At 64.5% G+C, this 16,264-nt stretch carries 15 protein-coding genes; 7 read left to right on the top strand and 8 right to left on the bottom strand.

Annotation, left to right across the window (positions count from 1 at the left end; all coding sequences use genetic code 11):
• Positions 1 to 11 precede the first annotated feature (11 nt).
• From ribA to MRBLMS1_RS05445, 4 genes are all read right to left on the bottom strand, one after another.
• The gene (gene ribA, locus MRBLMS1_RS05460) at positions 12 to 665 is read right to left on the bottom strand and encodes a GTP cyclohydrolase II (protein ID WP_034749940.1); all 654 of its coding nucleotides are present in this window, start codon (positions 663 to 665) and stop codon (positions 12 to 14) included.
• 220 nt (positions 666 to 885) lie between these two features.
• Positions 886 to 3,129 carry a PhoX family protein gene (locus MRBLMS1_RS05455; RefSeq protein ID WP_128142497.1) on the bottom strand — a complete coding sequence of 748 codons (2,244 nt, stop codon included), beginning with the start codon at positions 3,127 to 3,129 and terminating at the stop codon, positions 886 to 888.
• Between the two features lie 157 nt (positions 3,130 to 3,286).
• Complete coding sequence (locus MRBLMS1_RS05450; protein ID WP_034749935.1) at positions 3,287 to 3,673, bottom strand: DoxX family protein; 387 nt, start codon at positions 3,671 to 3,673, stop codon at positions 3,287 to 3,289.
• Between the two features lie 29 nt (positions 3,674 to 3,702).
• On the bottom strand, positions 3,703 to 4,404 hold the full coding sequence (locus MRBLMS1_RS05445; protein WP_034749933.1) for a pirin family protein: 702 nt from the start codon (positions 4,402 to 4,404) through the stop codon (positions 3,703 to 3,705).
• A gap of 167 nt (positions 4,405 to 4,571) precedes the next feature.
• Here MRBLMS1_RS05445 and MRBLMS1_RS05440 point away from each other — a divergent pair, with 167 nt between their 5' ends.
• Both MRBLMS1_RS05440 and MRBLMS1_RS05435 read left to right on the top strand, forming a co-directional pair.
• Complete coding sequence (locus MRBLMS1_RS05440) at positions 4,572 to 5,498, top strand: LysR family transcriptional regulator (protein WP_034749931.1); 927 nt, start codon at positions 4,572 to 4,574, stop codon at positions 5,496 to 5,498.
• 165 nt (positions 5,499 to 5,663) lie between these two features.
• On the top strand, positions 5,664 to 7,820 hold the full coding sequence (locus MRBLMS1_RS05435; RefSeq protein ID WP_139089898.1) for a putative bifunctional diguanylate cyclase/phosphodiesterase: 2,157 nt from the start codon (positions 5,664 to 5,666) through the stop codon (positions 7,818 to 7,820).
• A gap of 11 nt (positions 7,821 to 7,831) precedes the next feature.
• Here the strand turns inward: MRBLMS1_RS05435 and MRBLMS1_RS05430 are convergent, their stop codons facing one another.
• Positions 7,832 to 8,365, bottom strand: coding sequence for a DUF4256 domain-containing protein (locus tag MRBLMS1_RS05430; protein WP_128142499.1), 534 nt, complete (start codon positions 8,363 to 8,365; stop codon positions 7,832 to 7,834).
• A 64-nt stretch (positions 8,366 to 8,429) separates the two neighbouring features.
• Complete coding sequence (locus MRBLMS1_RS05425; RefSeq protein WP_485878256.1) at positions 8,430 to 9,350, bottom strand: LysR family transcriptional regulator; 921 nt, start codon at positions 9,348 to 9,350, stop codon at positions 8,430 to 8,432.
• Positions 9,351 to 9,435: 85 nt separating this feature from the next.
• Between MRBLMS1_RS05425 and MRBLMS1_RS05420 the strand changes: the two genes are divergently transcribed.
• Complete coding sequence (locus MRBLMS1_RS05420; protein WP_485878254.1) at positions 9,436 to 10,668, top strand: MFS transporter; 1,233 nt, start codon at positions 9,436 to 9,438, stop codon at positions 10,666 to 10,668.
• On the opposite strand, the gene MRBLMS1_RS05415 is transcribed toward MRBLMS1_RS05420, so the two are convergent.
• Complete coding sequence (locus tag MRBLMS1_RS05415) at positions 10,633 to 11,526, bottom strand: LysR family transcriptional regulator (RefSeq protein ID WP_128142500.1); 894 nt, start codon at positions 11,524 to 11,526, stop codon at positions 10,633 to 10,635. The two genes, MRBLMS1_RS05420 and MRBLMS1_RS05415, sit on opposite strands and share 36 nt — an antisense overlap.
• A 98-nt stretch (positions 11,527 to 11,624) precedes the next feature.
• Between MRBLMS1_RS05415 and MRBLMS1_RS05410 the strand changes: the two genes are divergently transcribed.
• Positions 11,625 to 12,731 (top strand): alpha/beta hydrolase, encoded by a 1,107-nt coding sequence (locus MRBLMS1_RS05410; protein WP_252867371.1) that lies wholly within the window; start codon positions 11,625 to 11,627, stop codon positions 12,729 to 12,731.
• Positions 12,728 to 13,912: an MFS transporter gene (locus MRBLMS1_RS05405; RefSeq protein ID WP_485878251.1), complete on the top strand. Its 1,185-nt coding sequence runs from the start codon at positions 12,728 to 12,730 to the stop codon at positions 13,910 to 13,912. Before MRBLMS1_RS05410 ends, MRBLMS1_RS05405 begins: the two co-directional genes overlap by 4 nt.
• A 19-nt stretch (positions 13,913 to 13,931) precedes the next feature.
• On the opposite strand, the gene MRBLMS1_RS05400 is transcribed toward MRBLMS1_RS05405, so the two are convergent.
• Positions 13,932 to 14,825, bottom strand: a complete 894-nt coding sequence (locus tag MRBLMS1_RS05400) for an EamA family transporter (RefSeq protein ID WP_485878249.1) — start codon at positions 14,823 to 14,825, stop codon at positions 13,932 to 13,934.
• Positions 14,826 to 14,902: 77 nt separating this feature from the next.
• Here MRBLMS1_RS05400 and MRBLMS1_RS05395 point away from each other — a divergent pair, with 77 nt between their 5' ends.
• Both MRBLMS1_RS05395 and MRBLMS1_RS05390 read left to right on the top strand, forming a co-directional pair.
• Positions 14,903 to 15,391 (top strand): Lrp/AsnC family transcriptional regulator, encoded by a 489-nt coding sequence (locus tag MRBLMS1_RS05395; RefSeq protein ID WP_485878247.1) that lies wholly within the window; start codon positions 14,903 to 14,905, stop codon positions 15,389 to 15,391.
• A 15-nt stretch (positions 15,392 to 15,406) separates the two neighbouring features.
• On the top strand, positions 15,407 to 16,228 hold the full coding sequence (locus MRBLMS1_RS05390; protein WP_485878245.1) for an APH(3')-I family aminoglycoside O-phosphotransferase: 822 nt from the start codon (positions 15,407 to 15,409) through the stop codon (positions 16,226 to 16,228).
• Positions 16,229 to 16,264 lie beyond the last annotated feature (36 nt).

The following is a 16,264-nucleotide window of genomic DNA, read 5'->3' as shown; positions in this document are numbered from 1 at the left end:
CGGTGCGGCAATTACAGGGCGCCGTCTTCCAGCGCCGGCGCCGTTTCCGGCGTCATCATGTGACCCAGCTTGCTTTGCTTGGTATTCAGGTAGTGCTGGTTGAAGGCGTTGCGGTTGACCAGCAGCGGCACCCGTTCGGCCACCGTGATGCCCAGCGCTTCCATGGCGGCGATCTTGCGCGGGTTGTTCGTCATCAAGCGCAGGCTGTGGATGCCGAATTGCGCAAACATGGGTTTGCACAAGGTGTAGTTGCGCGCGTCGGCCTTGAAGCCCAGCTGTTCATTCGCCTGCACCGTGTCGGCGCCCGCTTCCTGCAGGCGATAGGCGCGGATCTTGTTGATCAGGCCGATGCCGCGTCCTTCCTGGCGCAGGTACAGCAAGATGCCGCGGCCTTCTTCGGCGATACGTTTCAGCGCGCCCTCGAGCTGGGCGCCGCAGTCGCAGCGCTGCGAAAACAGCACGTCGCCCGTCAGGCACTCGGAATGCACGCGTGCCAGCACCGGTTCGCCGTTGCCGATATCACCGAGCACCATGGCCAGGTGTTCCTTGCCCGTGGCATGTTCGACAAAGGCGTGCAAGGTGAACTGGGCCCACGGCGTCGGCAGTGCGCAGGAAGTCGTGTAATCCAATTCGCCTGTCGCCAGGATGTCTGCGCCGCTTTGCATGGTTGTGCTCATATAAGTAATTATCAAAAATAAAAGGCGCGCGACACCACTCCGGTGCCGGCGCGCCTTGCCATCATACCAAAAAGCAGGGAAACGTTTTCCCTGGCTGCCATTCGGTCGTTGCAATGTCTGGTGATGAACCTTACTTAGGGGCACTTCCTCCTTTTACAAGGTGAATTGCTGGCTTTGCCTGGCGGCTGCCGCCGCCAGGCACGGGACATCAGCTGCCGATGCGTCCGCCATCGTTCTTGGTGATCACGATGGTGGCCGAGCGGGGGCGCTTGCCGGCGCCATAGCCGGCGTTGGCCGGCCATTGGCTCGTATACTTGGACGGATCGCCGATATTCGCCAGCGAGGTGTTTTCGCCCGGGTGCTGGATGTTGATGAACATGGTCTTGCCGTCAGGCGTTTCGCTGATGCCCGTGATTTCCGAGCCGACCGGCCCCACCAGGAAGCGCTTGAGCGTGTCGGCCGTGGGTTTCTTGCCGATGAAGGTGTCGACCGCCAGGTTGCCGCCGGCCGCCGTCGCGTAGTTCAGGGTGGACTTGGCGCCATCGCCGACCTTGCCGGGAATGGCCGCCAGCATCATGCAGTTGGTCACATCCGTGTACGCGCCATCGTCCGTCTGGATCCAGCAGATGCCCGTGTACGGGCTGAAGGCCAGGCCGTCAGGGCTCGAGAAATCCTGGTCGGCCGTCAGGTTCGACAGGTTGATCTTGCTGGCATCGGCGCCGCTCTCGGCGCCAAACAGGTAGACGTCCCACGTAAAGCTGGTGGCTGCGGCCGCGCCCGTGCCTTCCTTGAAGCGGATGATGTGGCCGTTCGGATTGCCGTTCTGGGCGCTGCTACCCTTCATGTCCGTGTAGGCGCGCGGGTTGGCGCTGTCCGGCGCCAGCTGCGACGAGCCGCTCGGATTGACGTTGCGGTTCGAATTGTTGGTCAGCGTGTAGTAGATCTCGCCATTGGCCGGGTTGACCGAGCACCATTCCGGACGGTCCATCTTCGTTGCGCCCACGGCGTCGGCCGCCAGGCGGGCGTTGACCAGCACGTCTGCCAGGTCGGCGAACTTGTAGGCGCTGTAGGCCTGGATCAGCGCGTTCGACATGGCCAGCTCGATCCACTGGCCCGTGCCGTCGGCGGCCAGCTTGGCCACGTACAGCTTGCCCGAATCGAGGTATTTGTCGCCGGTGGCGATACGGTCGGCCGGATTGGCATCGGCGGCGGCCCAGACGGCCGTCGTGACGAACTTGTAGATGTATTCGTTGCGCGAATCGTCGCCCATGTAGACGGCCAGTTGCTGGCCCACGGCCGGCACGCTGAACGCGGCGCTTTCGTGCGCATAGCGGCCCAGCGCCGTGCGCTTGCGGATGGCCTTGGTTTTGTCGTACGGATCCATTTCGACGATGTAGCCCATGCCGTTCAGCTCATTGCGGTAGTCGTCGCTGCCGTTGGTCGACGCGCCGATCTTGCTCAGATTCCAGCGCGCGTACTTGTCGTCGCTGCCGCCCGTTTCCCAGCCGTGGCGCGAGGCGCCGCCCTGGCTGCGGCCATAGCGGTTCAGCGACACGACGGACTTGTCGCCGCGCGCCGCATTGTCGGTGGACGAGCGGGTGAAGTAGCCGGCCCAGTTTTCTTCGCCGGACAGGTAGCTGCCCCAAGGCGACTTGCCCGTGCCGCAATTGTTGATGGTGCCGCGCGTCTTGGTGCCGGTCGGCGAATACTTGGTGACCACGAGGGCGTTGCCGCGCACGGGGCCGGCGATCTCGATGTCCGTCAGCGGCGTGACGCGGCGGTTGAACGCGGAATCGTTGACGGTGGCCCAGGCGCTGCCCGTCTTCTTGACTTCCACGACGCTCAGGCCGTGGACGGCCACTTCCTTGTCGACTTCGGCGGCAGGGCGGGGCAGCGAGGTGGTGCCGCCATTCACGTGCAGGAAGTGCGAGGACAGTTTTTCGTCCGTGGTCGCTTCGTGGTTCATCGCCAGCAAGCCCCGTTCGGCGCCGGACGCCAGCGGCGCGCCGGCGGCGGACAGGCCGTAGTATTCCATGCCGTCGTGGTGGTCGCCGGCGCGGTTGTCGAAATCGGTATCGCTGCCGTCGTTCTTGTACGCTGGCGTGGCCGCGCGCAGCGAGTCGCCCAGCGCGTACAGGGCCGTGGCCGTGTAGCCGGCCGGTACCGACACGACGTCGGCCAGGCTTTTCGGCACGGCCGTGAAGGCCAGCAGTTTTTCAGGCGTTGGCGTCGGCGTCGGCGTGACGGCGACCGCATCGCTGCCGCCGCCGCAGGCGGACAGGCCCATCGACCCCATGACGGCGGTCGCGGCCGTGACGGCGCTGCCGCGCAGCCAGTTGCGGCGGCTCAGGCGGGCGTTCAGGATGCTGTTGAAATGGTTGTCGTGGGACGCGTTGCTGTCAATGTCGTTCAGATCGGTGGCGCTGATGGCCAGATCGTTGGGCTTGTTCATGGGCTGCGATGTCCTGTGGTTGCGTGATTTAAATGGCAACCGCATGATAGTTGTCGAATGTGACAGCGCCATGTCAGCTTGATGACAAAACGGTGACAGGCTGCCGGCCGGGCGGGCCGCGTCGGTGACGGGCCCATCCGGTCAGGCAGCCTTGGCCTTACTTGGCCTGGCGAAAACCGCGTTCCACCAGCAAGAGCATGCCGCCGAAGATGGACAGGTTCTTCAGAAAGTTCGTCAGCTGGTCCTGGAAGTGGGCCGCATCGGCGCTCCAGAAGGCGTGGAAGATCACGGTAGTCGGGATCAGGAACAGCGCCAGGGCCAGCGCCGCCCAGCGCGCCTGCCATCCCGTGATCAAGAGCAAGCCGCCGCCCACTTCCAGCACGATCACGCCCACCAGCAAGATATTGGCGATCGGCAAGCCCTGGCTGGCCATGTAGCCGGCCACACCGGCAAAGCCGCCGATTTTCAGCAAGCCCGAGACAAAGAACAGCACGCCAAGGGCGGCACGGCCGAGGGGCAGCAATACGTTGCTTCTGTTTTCCATGATTTTCTCTTTCTTAATATATTTATCAATTATTTAGGCAGGTCGAAGAGCAGGAATTCCGCATCTTCTGGCTGAGTGATGATCACGCTGGCTTCCTGCGTCAGCTTCAGCGCATCGCCCGCTTTCAACGGCGTGCCGTTGACGACCAGGCTGCCGCGGATCAGGTGCACATAGGCGAGGCGGCCTTCTTCCAGCGCATGTTCGGCCTGTTCGCCTTCCTGCAGGATGCTGGCGTAGATGGCCGCATTCTGGTGGATCAGCACGGAACCCTGGCGGCCGTCGGAGGAGGCGATCAGGCGCAGCTTGCCCCGTTTGCTTTCCGGCGTGAAGTGTTTCTCTTCATAGCTGGGCGGAATGCCCGTCACGTTCGGCTGTATCCAGATCTGCAGGAAGTGCAAGCCCTCCGTTGCCGAGTGGTTGAACTCGCTGTGGCGCACGCCGCTGCCGGCGCTCATGCGCTGCACATCGCCGTAGTGCAGGACGGAACCCGTGCCCATGCTGTCCTTGTGTTCCAGCGCGCCGTCGAGCACATACGAAATGATTTCCATGTCGCGGTGGCCGTGCGTGCCGAAACCCTGGCCAGGCGTGACCCGGTCTTCATTGATCACCAGCAAGGGGCCAAAGCCCATGTGCAGCGGATCATGGTAGCTGCCGAAGGAAAAGCTGTGGTGGGAATTGAGCCAGCCGTGGTTGGCTGCGCCGCGTTCTTCGCTATGACGAATCTGTAACATGGTGGACTCCGTTTCTATAGGTTAATGTGCGATAATTTCGAAGGACCGTTGCCTGGCGTTACGCCGTGGCTTCTTTTCTGCCCTTCGCTGTACGATGAACAAAGTATAGGCCCCCCAGAAGAGAAAGAAAAACGGAAAATCTTGCGACCTATGATCGAAAAAATCGAATGTTAAGACTGAGCCTGGAAGCCCTGCAAATCGTTGACGCCATCGACCGCCGCGGATCGTTCTCGTCGGCCGGCAAGGAATTGCATAAAGTCCCGTCCACCATTTCCTATACGGTGGCCAAGCTGGAAGACGACCTGGGCGTGCAAGTGTTCCAGCGCAATGGCCCGAAAGTCATGCTGACGGCGGCCGGCCAGGAATTGCTGAAAGAGGGCCGTTATCTATTGAAGGCGGCGCAGGACCTTGAGCACCGCGTGCGCAGGGTGGCGTCCGGCTGGGAAACGGAATTGTCCATCGGCATCGATTCCATGTTTTCCGCCGTGGCCCTGGCCGACGACGTGCGCGCCTTTTACGACGTGGCGCAGCAGACGCGCCTGCGCCTGTCGCAAGACACCCTGTCGGGCACGTGGGAAGCGCTGCTGGACCGGCGCGCCGACTTGCTGGTGGGCGCCCCCGGGGACGGGCCGGCGGGCGGCGGCTACATCGCGCAGCCGATCGGTATGCTCGACTTCGTGTTTACCGTGGCGCCCACGCACCCGCTGGCGCAGGTGCGGGAACCGTTGTCGCGCGGCCACCTGCAGCAGCACCGGGCCGTGGTGGTGGCCGATTCGGCGCGCCAGATGGCGCCGCGCACCGTGGGTCTGCTGCTGGGGCAAGATGCCTTGAGCGTGCCGAACATGCAGGTCAAGTTCGATTACCAGGTGCTGGGGCTGGGCTTTGGCTTCCTGCCGGGACCTTGCGCCCGCGCCGCCATCGCGCGTGGCTTGCTGGTGGAAAAGGCCGTGGAAGAGCCGAAACCGTCGGAAACGTTTTACCTGGCGTGGAGAGTGGGCGAGGACGGCGCGGCATTGCGCTGGTGGATGGCGCGCATGCGCGAACCGGATGTGTTTGCCCGCCTGGCGCAGCATCTGCCGGGCCATTCGGCGTAGGCCTTAAAATGTTGACATACGCCAACATTTTTAAGTTACCATATTCGCAGTATTGCAATCGTATTTCTTGCCCGACCTCCATGCCCCACAGTGGGATTTTGATGATTACACACACCGCAGCGCCCCTGATACCTTCCCCTGACTTGGCCCACGAGTGGGGTTGCCATGCTTGAGGCGAAGGTCGCGCTGTGCCTGCGCCTGGCTCAGGATGCCCGTGAACAGGCGGGGCCGCAGCAGGCCGCCACCCTGGCGCGGCTGGAGGAAGAGCTGGAACGGCTGCGCGGCGCCAGCCGGCCCGTGGTGCGCGTGGCGCCCCCCGACGCATTGCTGGAAATCGATCCCGACGGCTTTTTGATCGGCTGGAACCATGGCGCCGAACAGATGTTCGGCTATTCCGAAATCGAGGCGCTGGGCCAGCACATCCTGTTTTTGTATCCGGAAGACGACGCGGAAGCGAGCGTGCTGGAACTGCATTTCTTGCAGGGCGACGTGGCCACCGATGTGCGCCGGCGCAAGAAGTCAGGCATGGTGACGTGGTTGCGCATGCACCGCCACGTGATCCACGACCAGGCGGGCAAGGCGTGCGGCATGGCCGTGCGCCTGTCGGCCATGAGCGAGCCGCTGTCCGATGTGGACAAGGTCAGGTTGCACGCGCGCATTATCGAAGACAGCGAGCAAGCCGTGCTGATCACGGATGCGGAAGAGCGCATCGTTTCGATCAACAGCTCGTTCAGCCGCATCACCGGCTATTCGCCTGCCGAAGCCATCGGCCGCACGCCGGACTTGCTGCGTTCGGGCGTGCACGACCCCGATTTCCGCGCCAAGGTGCGCGCCGCCATGCGTGGACACGGTTCCTGGCGCGGCGAAATCATCGGCAAGCGCAAGAATGGCGAACTGTTCCCGCAAGACGTCACCATCAGCGTCGTGCGCGACGAATTCGGCGAAATCAGCCACGTGTTTTCCCTGTTTTCCGATATCTCGGTGCACAAGGATGCCGAAGCGCGCATGCAGCGCATGGCCAACTACGACAGCCTGACGGGCTTGCCCAACCGCTGCCTGCTCAATCAATTGGTCGACCAAGGCCTGGCCGAAGCGAAACGCCAGGGCACGCATGGCGCGCTGATGGTGATCGACATCAGCCGCATCGGTTCCATCAGCGACACCCTGGGCCATGAAGTAGGCGACCAGCTGGTGATCGCCATCGGCCAGCTGTTCCGTGGCGCCCTGCGCGACGCCGACATCCTGGCGCGCGTCGACAACAGCAAGTTCGTCGTGGCCCTGCTGCATATCGAAAAGCGCGAACACGCGGCGAATGTGGCGCAAAAGCTGCTCAACCTGCTCGAGGCGCCGATCAATATCGATGCGCACGCGCTGCACGTGGGCGCGAGCATCGGCATCACCGTGTATCCGGAAGACGGCCTGGAAGCGCCGGCCCTGTTCCGTTTTGCCGACGTGGCCGTGTCCAAGGCGGGGCAGACGATCGAATCGACCTTCCTGTTCTATCGCGAAGACATGAACCGCAGGGCCAAGGAACATTTGCGTCTGGAAAGCGAAATGCGGCTGGCGCTGGGCGACAAGGAGCTGGAATTGCATTACCAGCCGAAAGTGAGCCTGGCCAGCGGACGCATCGTGGGCGCGGAAGCCTTGCTGCGCTGGAAGCATCCGATGCGCGGCATGGTCTCGCCCGGCGTCTTCATCCCCGTTGCCGAGGAAACCAGTTTGATTCTGGAGCTGGGCACCTGGGTGCTGGATGAGGCGTGCCGCCAGATCCGCAGCTGGGAAGACCGGGGCCTGCACATGCCGGCCATCGCCGTCAACCTGTCGGCGCGCCAGTTTGATGAGCAGTTGCCGGCGCGCATAGCGGCCGTGCTCGAGCGCTACGGCGTGCGGCCCGATCAGATCATGCTGGAAATCACGGAAAGCCTGTTGATGCGCGGTGCCGACAAGGTCATCGACATCATGAACCAGCTGGTGGCCATGGGCCTGGCGCTGGCGCTGGACGACTTCGGCACCGGCTATTCCAGCCTCGCCTACCTGAAGAAATTCCCCATCAGCACCTTGAAGATCGACCGCTCGTTCGTCATCGGTTTGCCGTTCGAAGAAAACGATTGCGCCATCGCCCGCGCCATCGTCACCATGGCGCAGCAGCTGCGCCAGGAAATCGTCGCCGAAGGGGTGGAAACGGCCGAGCAGATGCGCTTCCTGCGCGAACTCGGCTGCGACCAGCTGCAAGGCTATCTGTTCAGCCCGGCCGTGCCGGCGGCGGAATTCGAGCTGATGCTCGATGAAGGCCGGCAGTTGCGCCTGGAAGAGGCAGTCTGAAGCCGCAGCGGTCAGACGCGCAGCAAGCCGCGAAAGCCACGGCTCGCATAATACGAGTCGGCGCCATTGTGGTAGACGAATACCTGCTCATAGCGGCGGTCGCAAAACAGGGCGCCGCCCAGCGCGCGGATGCTGTCCGGCGTCGCGATCCAGCTCGAGGTCTTGCGGTCGAACGGTTCCAGCTCCTGCAACTGGCGGTACTGCGTTTCCGTCAGCAAGGCGATGCCCATCGTTTGCGCCATGGCCATGGCGCTGCCGGCCGGCTTGTTGGCCTTGCGCGCAGCCAGGGCATCAGCATCGAAACACAGGCTGCGCCGGCCGAGCGGGCTTTCTGCTGAGCAATCGCAAAACGTGACGGTGTCCGTGTCGCGGGCGTGTCCGATGACGTCCGGTTCGCCGCCCGTGTCTTCCATTTGCTGCAAGACCGCCAGGCTGGCGGGAGCGGCGTCCAGCCGCGCCAGCACCTTGTCCCACGTCCATCCCGGATGGCGGTGCATGTGCTTGCTGAAGCGGTTTTGCAAGGTATGGATCAAGTCATCATGCATGGCGCGGCTCCCTGGAAGTTCAATGGTACGGCCGATTATAAGACGCGATGCGGGCAGGCGGCGCTCACCCCAGCTGCACTTTTTCCAGCAGATAATCGAGCATCACGCGCACCCTGGCCGGCACTTGCAAGCCCGGTCCCACGAAGACGGCGTGCACGAGTTCCTTGTCGCCCGGATTGTAGTCCTGCAGCACGGGAATCAAATCGCCCCGCTCGATGTCGCGCAGCACGTGCTGGCGTGAAAAGCGTCCCAGTCCCATGCCGGCCAGCACCAGCTGACGCATGCTTTCGCCATCGCTGACGCAGGTATTGCCCTGCGGCGCCACCTGCATCGTTCCGCCCGCGCCATCGAGGAAGGGCCAGGTTTCGTTCTGGCAGCGGAAGTTGAACGCCAGCAGATTGTGCGTGGATAAGTCCTGCGGCGTGCGCGGCAAGCCGTGGTGCGCCGCGTAGGCGGGCGAGGCCACGACGACCATCGCGTCTTCGCCCAGTTTGCGCGCCACCAGGTTCGATTCCTTCAGCTTGCCCGTGCGGATGGCGATGTCGGTGCGGTCTTCCAGCAAGTCGACGATGGCGTCGCTGACGACGACGTCGAGCACGATGTCGGGATAGCGCCGCGCGAACTCGGGCAGGATGGGCAGCAGATGGCGCACGCCGAACGGCACGAAACAGTTGATGCGCAAGCGTCCGCGCGGCGCCGCGCCTTGCGATGCTTCGCGCTCGGCGCCGTCGATGTCGTCGAGGATGCGTTTGCACTGCACGAAGAAGGCGTCGCCCTCGGGCGTCGTGTGCAGCTGGCGCGTGCTGCGCTGGAGCAAGCGCGCGCCGAGCCGCGCTTCCAGGCGATTGACGAGCTTGCTGACGGCTGACGGCGTCAAGGCCAGGCGGCGCGCGGCGGCGGAGAACGCCCCCGTTTCCACCACGGCGACGAACACGGCCATCTCGAACGCGCGGTTGATGTCTTGCCTGGCCATTATTGAATCCATTTCACAGGTGTTTCCATTATCGGAGTCTATATCAAAAGCGTTTGCGTCGATACACTGGCTGGCTTGAACTCAGCCGGAGAATGCCATGACCACCGCAAGCCCTGTCTCCCCTCAAGCCAGCAAGATGCCGCCCGGCGTGCTGGCGCTGGCCGTTGGCGCCTTTGCCATCGGCGTGACCGAATTCATCGTCGTCGGCATCCTGCCCACCATCGCGAAAGATTTGCATATTTCCATCGAATCGGCCGGCTCGCTGGTCAGCCTGTATGCGCTGGCGCTGGCCATCGGCACGCCGCTGCTGGTGCTCTTGATGTCGCGCCTGCCGCGCAAGGCTGCCCTGCTGGGCCTGATGAGCGTGTTCCTGGCCGGTAATTTGCTGGCCGCCTTTTCGCACACGTTTGAACTGTTGCTGCTGGGACGGGTCATCACGGCCGTGGCGCACGGTACTTACTTTGCCATCGGCGCCACCGTGGCCGCCAGCCTGGTAGCCAAGGCACAGGCGGGAAGGGCGATTTCCGTGATGTTTGCGGGATTGACCTTGGCCATGGTGATCGGCGTGCCGTTCGGCAGCTTCCTCGGCAACCTGATGGGCTGGCGCTTGCCCTTCTTTGCCGTGGTGGTCCTGGCAGCGCTGGGCCTGGCCGCCATGGCGCGCTGGCTGCCGGCCGGTTTAGCGCAAGGCAAGGGCGGCAAGGCCATGACGCAGCTGGCGGCCCTGGGCAGCGGTCCCATTATCACCATGATGGCCGTGACGACGTTCGGTTTCGGCAGCAGCTTTGCCGCCTTCACGTTTATCACGCCCATCCTGACGGACGTGACGGGATTTTCCGCCACCATGGCCAGCGCCTTGCTGATCGTGTTCGGCATCGCCACTTTTGCCGGCAACCTGGCGGGCGGCTACCTGACCAGCCACCTGGGCTGGCAAAAGGCCTTGCGTGTGATGCTGCTGTTGCTGGCCGTCACGCAAGCGGGCGTGGCGCTCAGCATCAGCTCGCAGTGGATGATGACGGTGATGCTGTTCGTCTGGGGCGTGTTCGCCTTCGGCCTGTCGCCCGCCCTGCAGGCCGGCATGCTGGCCACGGCCGAGCGCTACACGCCGCACGCCGTCGATTTCGCCTCGGGCCTGAATATTTCCGCGTTTAACCTTGGTATTTCCTTCGGTTCCATGCTCGGTGCGCTGATGGTGTCGCGCCACATGATGGCGTCGTCGCCGTGGGCCGGCGTGGCGGCGGCATTGCTCGCCTTGCTGCCGCTGGCCTGGCTGGTGCGCAGGAACGTGGCGAAATCAGGCACGGTAGCGCAGCGCCTCCACGAAGGCTGAAAACGCGGGCGTGGCCTGGCGCCGGTTTGGGTAGTACAGATGGTAGCCCTGGAAGGTGGGGCACCAGTCGGCGAGGATTTCGACCAGGCGCCCATCGGCCAGGTAGGGCGCCAGCAGCGGCTCGGGCACATACGCCAGGCCGATGCCGTCGAGCGCCGCATTGAGCACGTGCATGATGCTGTTGAACACCAGCTGGCCCTCGGCCTTGACGGCAAAGGCTTGGCCATCCTTTTCGAATTCCCAGGCGTAAATGGCGCCAGCGGGCCGGTGGCGGATATTCACGCAAGCGTATTCGGTCAGCGCATGCGGCGTCGCGGGCGCCCCATGGCGCGCGAAATACGCGGGCGAGCCCACCACGGCCAGGCGCCAGTCGGGGCCGATGCGCACGGCGATCATGTCCTTGCTGATCGCTTCGCCCAGGCGGATGCCGGCGTCGAAGCGCTGCTCGACGACGTTCGTAAAGCCGTAGTCGACCACCAGTTCCAGGCTGATGTCGGGATAGTCGCGCAGGAAGCCGGCAAGCATGGGGCGCAGCAGCAGTTCGATATGGTCGTCCGTGCAGGTGATGCGGATGGTGCCCCTGGGCTTGTCGCGCAGCGCGCCCAGCGCCTCGACCTCGGCGGCGATCTGCTCGAACAGGGGCGCGATGGCCAGCATGAGCTTTTCGCCCGCGTCGGTGGGCGCCACGTTGCGCGTGGTGCGCGCCAGCAGGCGCACGCCCAGCCGTTCTTCCAAAGTGCGGATGGTATGGCTGAGCGCGGACGCGGTGATGCCCAGCCTGGCGGCGGCCTTGGTAAAGCTGCGTTCCCGCGCCACGGCGAGGAAGGCTTGCAGATCGTTGACTTTGGTTTGGCTCATTGCTGAATTTTTCTCATAACTACATCAAGATTGTACCCGCTAATCAAAAGAGCTTGGCTGCGTCAAGATGGTGCCCTGACTTTTAAAGGAGCATGGGCATGAAGACAACACGCATGAAAACGACAGCTGGCCGCCGCGAATTCGTCAAGGCCGCGGGCACGGGTATGGCGGCACTGGGCGTCCTGTCCGTCCTGGGCGCACCCATTTTCGCCGCCGCCGCGCCGGCCTTGCCGGCCATGCCCGATGGCGCCGACAATTTCTACAAGAGCAGCAAGGTGACGGTGCAGCCGGTACGCTTCCGGAACCAGTACCAGATGACGGTTGCCGGCAATCTGTTCCTGCCGACGCAGCTGGACCCCGCTCGCCGGCACGCCGCCATCATCGTTGGCCACCCTATGGGCGCCGTCAAGGAGCAAAGCGCGAACCTGTATGCGACCAAAATGGCCGAGCAGGGCTTCGTCACCCTGTCGCTGGACCTGTCGTTCTGGGGCGAGAGCGAAGGGCGGCCGCGCAACGCCGTCTCGCCCGATATCTACGCCGAGGATTTCAGCGCGGCCGTCGATTTTCTCGGCGCACAAGCGGTTGTCGACAGCGAACGCATCGCCGCCATCGGCATTTGCGGCAGCGGCAGCTTTGTCATCAGTGCGGCCAAGATCGACCCGCGCATCAAGGCCGTCGCCACGGTGAGCATGTACGACATGGGCAGCGCCAGCCGCCATGGCTTGCGCCAGTCGCAAACGCTGGCGCAGCGCCAGGCTTATATCGCCGCGGCCGCACGCCAGCGCCAGGTGGAATTTGCCGGCGGCGCCACCGCGTACACGAGCGGCACCTTGCCCGAGCTGAGCGCCAACGCGGGCCCCATCGAACGCGAATTCCACGACTTTTACCGCACGCCGCGCGGCGCCTACATCCCGGCCGGCCAGTTGCCCGAGCGCGCCACCCGTCCCACCTTGAGCAGCAACGTCAAGTTCATGAATTTCTATCCCTTCATCGATATTGAGACGATCTCGCCCCGTCCGCTGCTCTTCATCACGGGCGACCAGGCGCACTCGAAAGAGTTCAGCGAGGATGCCTACCGGCGCGCCGCCGAGCCGAAGGAACTCCATTACGTTGCCGGCGCCGGCCACGTCGACCTGTATGACCGCGTGACCCTGATCCCGTGGGACAAGCTGGCGTCATTCTTCCAGCGCGCCCTGGCGGCATGAGCGCGGTCCGCAGCGAGGCGGCAGCGCCCGCGTTCTGGGACGGCATCTTTGCCATGACCCTGTGCGTGTTCACCCTGATCGCCTCCGAATTCATGCCCGTCAGCCTGCTCACGCCCATGGCGGCGGACTTGCGCGTCAGCGAAGGCCTGGCCGGCTATGGCATCGCCATCTCGGGCGCCTTCGCCGTGCTGGCCAGCCTGTCCATCGCTACCCTGGCGGCATCGATGAACCGCAAGACCTTGCTGCTGCTGTTGACGGGCCTGATGTGCGTGTCGGCGCTGGTGGTGGGATTGGCCACCAGCTACGCGATGTACATGGCGGGGCGCGCGCTGATTGGCGTCGTGGTGGGGGGATTCTGGTCGATGTCGGTCGCCGTGGCGATGCGCCTCGTGCCCAGCCACAGCGTGCCCAGGGCGCTGGCCATCTTCAACGGCGGCAATGCGCTGGCGACCGTGGTGGCCGCTCCGCTGGGCAGCTATCTGGGCGCCAGCATCGGCTGGCGCGGCGCCTTCCTGTGCCTGGCGCCGGTAGCGCTGCTGGCGCTGGCCTGGCAGTGGTGCAGCCTGCCATCGATGCCGGCGGCGCCGCGTTCGGCCCGTTCCGGCCAAATCTTGCGCCTGCTCGAACGCCGCCAGGTGGCCCTCGGCATGCTGGCCGTCGGCGCGTTTTTCATGGGGCAGTTCGTGCTGTTTACCTATGTGCGTCCGTTCCTGGAAAACGTCACGCGCGTCGGCGTGCCCACCTTGTCGATGCTGCTGCTGGCGATCGGCGTGGCCGGCTTTGTCGGCACGGTGCTAATTGGCGTCGTGCTGCAACGTGGCCTGTACCGCACGCTGGTCGCCATCCCCTTGCTGATGGCGGCCATCGCGCTGGCCTTGCTGGCGTTCGGCGCCGAGCTGGCGCCCGTCTTCGTGCTGCTGGGGCTATGGGGCTTGCTGGCGACGGCCGCGCCCACGGGCTGGTGGTCGTGGCTGGCGCAGACCTTGCCCGCCGACGCCGAAGCGGGTGGCGGTCTGATGGTGGCCGTCGTCCAGCTGTGCATCGCCTTCGGTTCGACCGTCGGCGGCATCCTGCTCGATGGCCACGGCTTTCGCGCCACCTTCATGGCCAGCGCCGCGCTGCTCGTGCTGGCCGCGCTGCTGGCCTGGCGCACGGCCAGGCTGCACGAGGCATCGTCATGATCTATACCAGCTTCGCGACTTATATTCGGGCCTGAGCACCAGCCGGCGCGGCGCGTCTATGGCGCTGCGCCATGTACGAGCTGCCCATCGATGCGGCCATGATCATGGCAATCGCCAGCCATTGCCCGGCCCCCAGGCGCTCGTCGAGCAGGATGTACGCGAGCATGGCGGCCACGGCCGGTTCCATGCTGCTCATGATGCCGAACGCTTGCGGCGTCAGCCGCTTCAGGGCCACCATTTCCAGCGAGATCGGTATCGCGCTGGAAATGAGCGCTACCCCTAGGCCTATGCCCAGCACGACGGGCGAGAGCAGGGCGGCGCCGCTGTGCATCACGCCCACGGGCACGACCACCAGCGCGGCCATGGCCAGGCCCAGCGATACGGAATGGCCCGCATGCAAATGGCTGGCGCGCTTGCCGAAGACGATATACGAGGCCCAGCAGACGGCAGCGCCCAGGGCGAACAGCACGCCCGTGGGATCGAGGTTGCTGACGTCGTGGCCGAGCGGCAGCAGCAGCGCCAGTCCCGCCACGGCCAGGGCCACCCAGACGAAGTCGAGCGGGCGTCGCGAGGCCAGCAGGGCCACGGTCAGCGGGCCGGAAAACTCGATCGCCACGGCGATGCCGAACGGGATCGTGCGCAAGGCCATGTAGAAACACAGGTTGGTCAAGCCCAGCGCGGCGCCGTACAGGGCCACCGTGCGCAGGTCGGCACGGCTCAGCTGCCAGCGCCACGGGCGCCAGAACAGCAACAGCAGCAGCGCGGAAAAGCCTACGCGCACGGCAGTTGTGCCCTGCGCGCCCACGAGCGGAAACAGGCTGTGCTTGGCCCATGACGTGCCCAGTCCCAGGCAGGTGACGGAGCCGAGGATGGCGAGCAGGGGAATCAGCGAGGCATAGCGGCGTAATGGCATGGTGATAAAAGGCTTGATATCGGAATAGCGAAAGTTTATTGTGTCTGCTCCGAGTTTTGCACTGCATTTTGACCTTCATGACGCAACTTTCGCTCACACCCTCGGTCACGCTCGACGCGTTCGACCTGGCCATCCTCGACATCTTGCAGCGCGATAACACGACTTCGCAGCGCGAAGTCGCCCAGTCCGTGCACTTGTCGGCACCGGCCGTGCAGCGGCGTATCCGCCGCCTGCGCGAGAGCGGCGTGATCCGCAACGAAGTGGCCGTGCTCGACGCGAGCCGCGTGGGCCGCCCCCTGATCCTGACGGTGGAAGTGCATCTGCACGACGAACACCCGCAGCGCACGGCCGGCATGCGCGCGCGCATCATGGCCGAGCCTGCCATCCAGCAGTGCTACGGGATTACGGGCGAGGCCGATTACCTGCTGATCATTACCGCCAGCAGCATGGCCGAATACGAGGCGCTGACGGAGCGCCTGTTCGGCGGCGACGACAATATCCGGCGCTACCGCACGTCGGTGGCACTGACTTGCCTCAAGATGGGCTTGCACGTGCCGCTCGGGTAGTGAAGGGCCAGGCCGATGACGATTTCCAGAAAGAAGCAAGCCGCCATGCTGGCGGACATGCCGGCCAGTATGGCAGCCGCCGTGGCTGATTATCGATGGGCGCGCGACAGCGTCGGCGAGTCGGACGCCGCCGTCTATCGCCTGCAGGGAGCGGACGGTGCGCCGGACCTGTTCCTGAAGCACGGCAGGGGAGCCGCCGCTGTCGACCTTGCCGATGAGCTGGCGCGCTTGCAGTGGCTGGCGCAGTACATCTCCGTGCCGGCCGTGACGCAATTCGCCAAGGTGGCAGGCCCGGACCAGGCCTGGCTGCTGACGGCGGCCCTGCCGGGCAAGACGGCCTCCGAGGTGCTGGAAGCAAACCCCGCGCTGGGACCGACCGTGGCCGACGCACTGGCGGACTTCCTGCGCCGCCTGCACGCGCTGCCGGTGGAAGACTGCCCGTTCGACGCCGGCCATGCCGTTCGGCTGGCCCAGGCGCGCCGGCGTATCGATGCGGGCCTGGTCGACACCGACGATTTCGATGCCGGGCGCGAAGGCTGGACGGCCGAGCAGGTGTGGGCGGCGCTGCAAGGTTGTTTGCCGGTCGCGCCCGACCTCGTCGTCACGCATGGCGATTTTTCGCTGGACAATATCCTTCTGCCTGAAGGCGCCGTCGTCGGCTGCCTCGACGTGGGGCGGGCCGGCATTGCCGATCGCTACCAGGATCTGGCCATCGTCTGCCATGGTCTTGCTGAGTTGGACGCTTCGCTACCGCAAAGGTTTGTTGAACAATATGGGATCATTGATGCCGATCAGGGCAAGCTGCAATTTCACTTGCTGCTCGACGAGCTGTTTTGAATGCGTTCCAGTGTGTAGCCGCCTGTACCCAGGCAT

This window comes from Massilia sp. LMS1-1-1.1 (assembly GCF_040815535.1).
Lineage (GTDB): Bacteria > Pseudomonadota > Gammaproteobacteria > Burkholderiales > Burkholderiaceae_D > Janthinobacterium > Janthinobacterium aestuarii.
This window is presented reverse-complemented; position numbering and strand designations above follow the sequence as displayed.

What these genes read in the sequence shown, in the direction of transcription:
- MRBLMS1_RS05425 (WP_485878256.1), bottom strand. Translation starts at nt 9,350, where the DNA reads ATGGATTCAATAATGGCCAGGCAAGACATCAACCGCGCGTTCGAGATG.
- MRBLMS1_RS05455 (WP_128142497.1), bottom strand. Translation starts at nt 3,129, where the DNA reads ATGAACAAGCCCAACGATCTGGCCATCAGCGCCACCGATCTGAACGAC.
- MRBLMS1_RS05430 (WP_128142499.1), bottom strand. Translation starts at nt 8,365, where the DNA reads ATGCATGATGACTTGATCCATACCTTGCAAAACCGCTTCAGCAAGCAC.
- MRBLMS1_RS05390 (WP_485878245.1), top strand. Translation starts at nt 15,407, where the DNA reads ATGACGATTTCCAGAAAGAAGCAAGCCGCCATGCTGGCGGACATGCCG.
- MRBLMS1_RS05400 (WP_485878249.1), bottom strand. Translation starts at nt 14,825, where the DNA reads ATGCCATTACGCCGCTATGCCTCGCTGATTCCCCTGCTCGCCATCCTC.
- MRBLMS1_RS05415 (WP_128142500.1), bottom strand. Translation starts at nt 11,526, where the DNA reads ATGAGCCAAACCAAAGTCAACGATCTGCAAGCCTTCCTCGCCGTGGCG.
- MRBLMS1_RS05435 (WP_139089898.1), top strand. Translation starts at nt 5,664, where the DNA reads ATGCTTGAGGCGAAGGTCGCGCTGTGCCTGCGCCTGGCTCAGGATGCC.
- ribA (WP_034749940.1), bottom strand. Translation starts at nt 665, where the DNA reads ATGCAAAGCGGCGCAGACATCCTGGCGACAGGCGAATTGGATTACACG.
- MRBLMS1_RS05420 (WP_485878254.1), top strand. Translation starts at nt 9,436, where the DNA reads ATGACCACCGCAAGCCCTGTCTCCCCTCAAGCCAGCAAGATGCCGCCC.
- MRBLMS1_RS05410 (WP_252867371.1), top strand. Translation starts at nt 11,625, where the DNA reads ATGAAGACAACACGCATGAAAACGACAGCTGGCCGCCGCGAATTCGTC.
- MRBLMS1_RS05395 (WP_485878247.1), top strand. Translation starts at nt 14,903, where the DNA reads ATGACGCAACTTTCGCTCACACCCTCGGTCACGCTCGACGCGTTCGAC.
- MRBLMS1_RS05440 (WP_034749931.1), top strand. Translation starts at nt 4,572, where the DNA reads ATGTTAAGACTGAGCCTGGAAGCCCTGCAAATCGTTGACGCCATCGAC.
- MRBLMS1_RS05450 (WP_034749935.1), bottom strand. Translation starts at nt 3,673, where the DNA reads ATGGAAAACAGAAGCAACGTATTGCTGCCCCTCGGCCGTGCCGCCCTT.
- MRBLMS1_RS05405 (WP_485878251.1), top strand. Translation starts at nt 12,728, where the DNA reads ATGAGCGCGGTCCGCAGCGAGGCGGCAGCGCCCGCGTTCTGGGACGGC.
- MRBLMS1_RS05445 (WP_034749933.1), bottom strand. Translation starts at nt 4,404, where the DNA reads ATGTTACAGATTCGTCATAGCGAAGAACGCGGCGCAGCCAACCACGGC.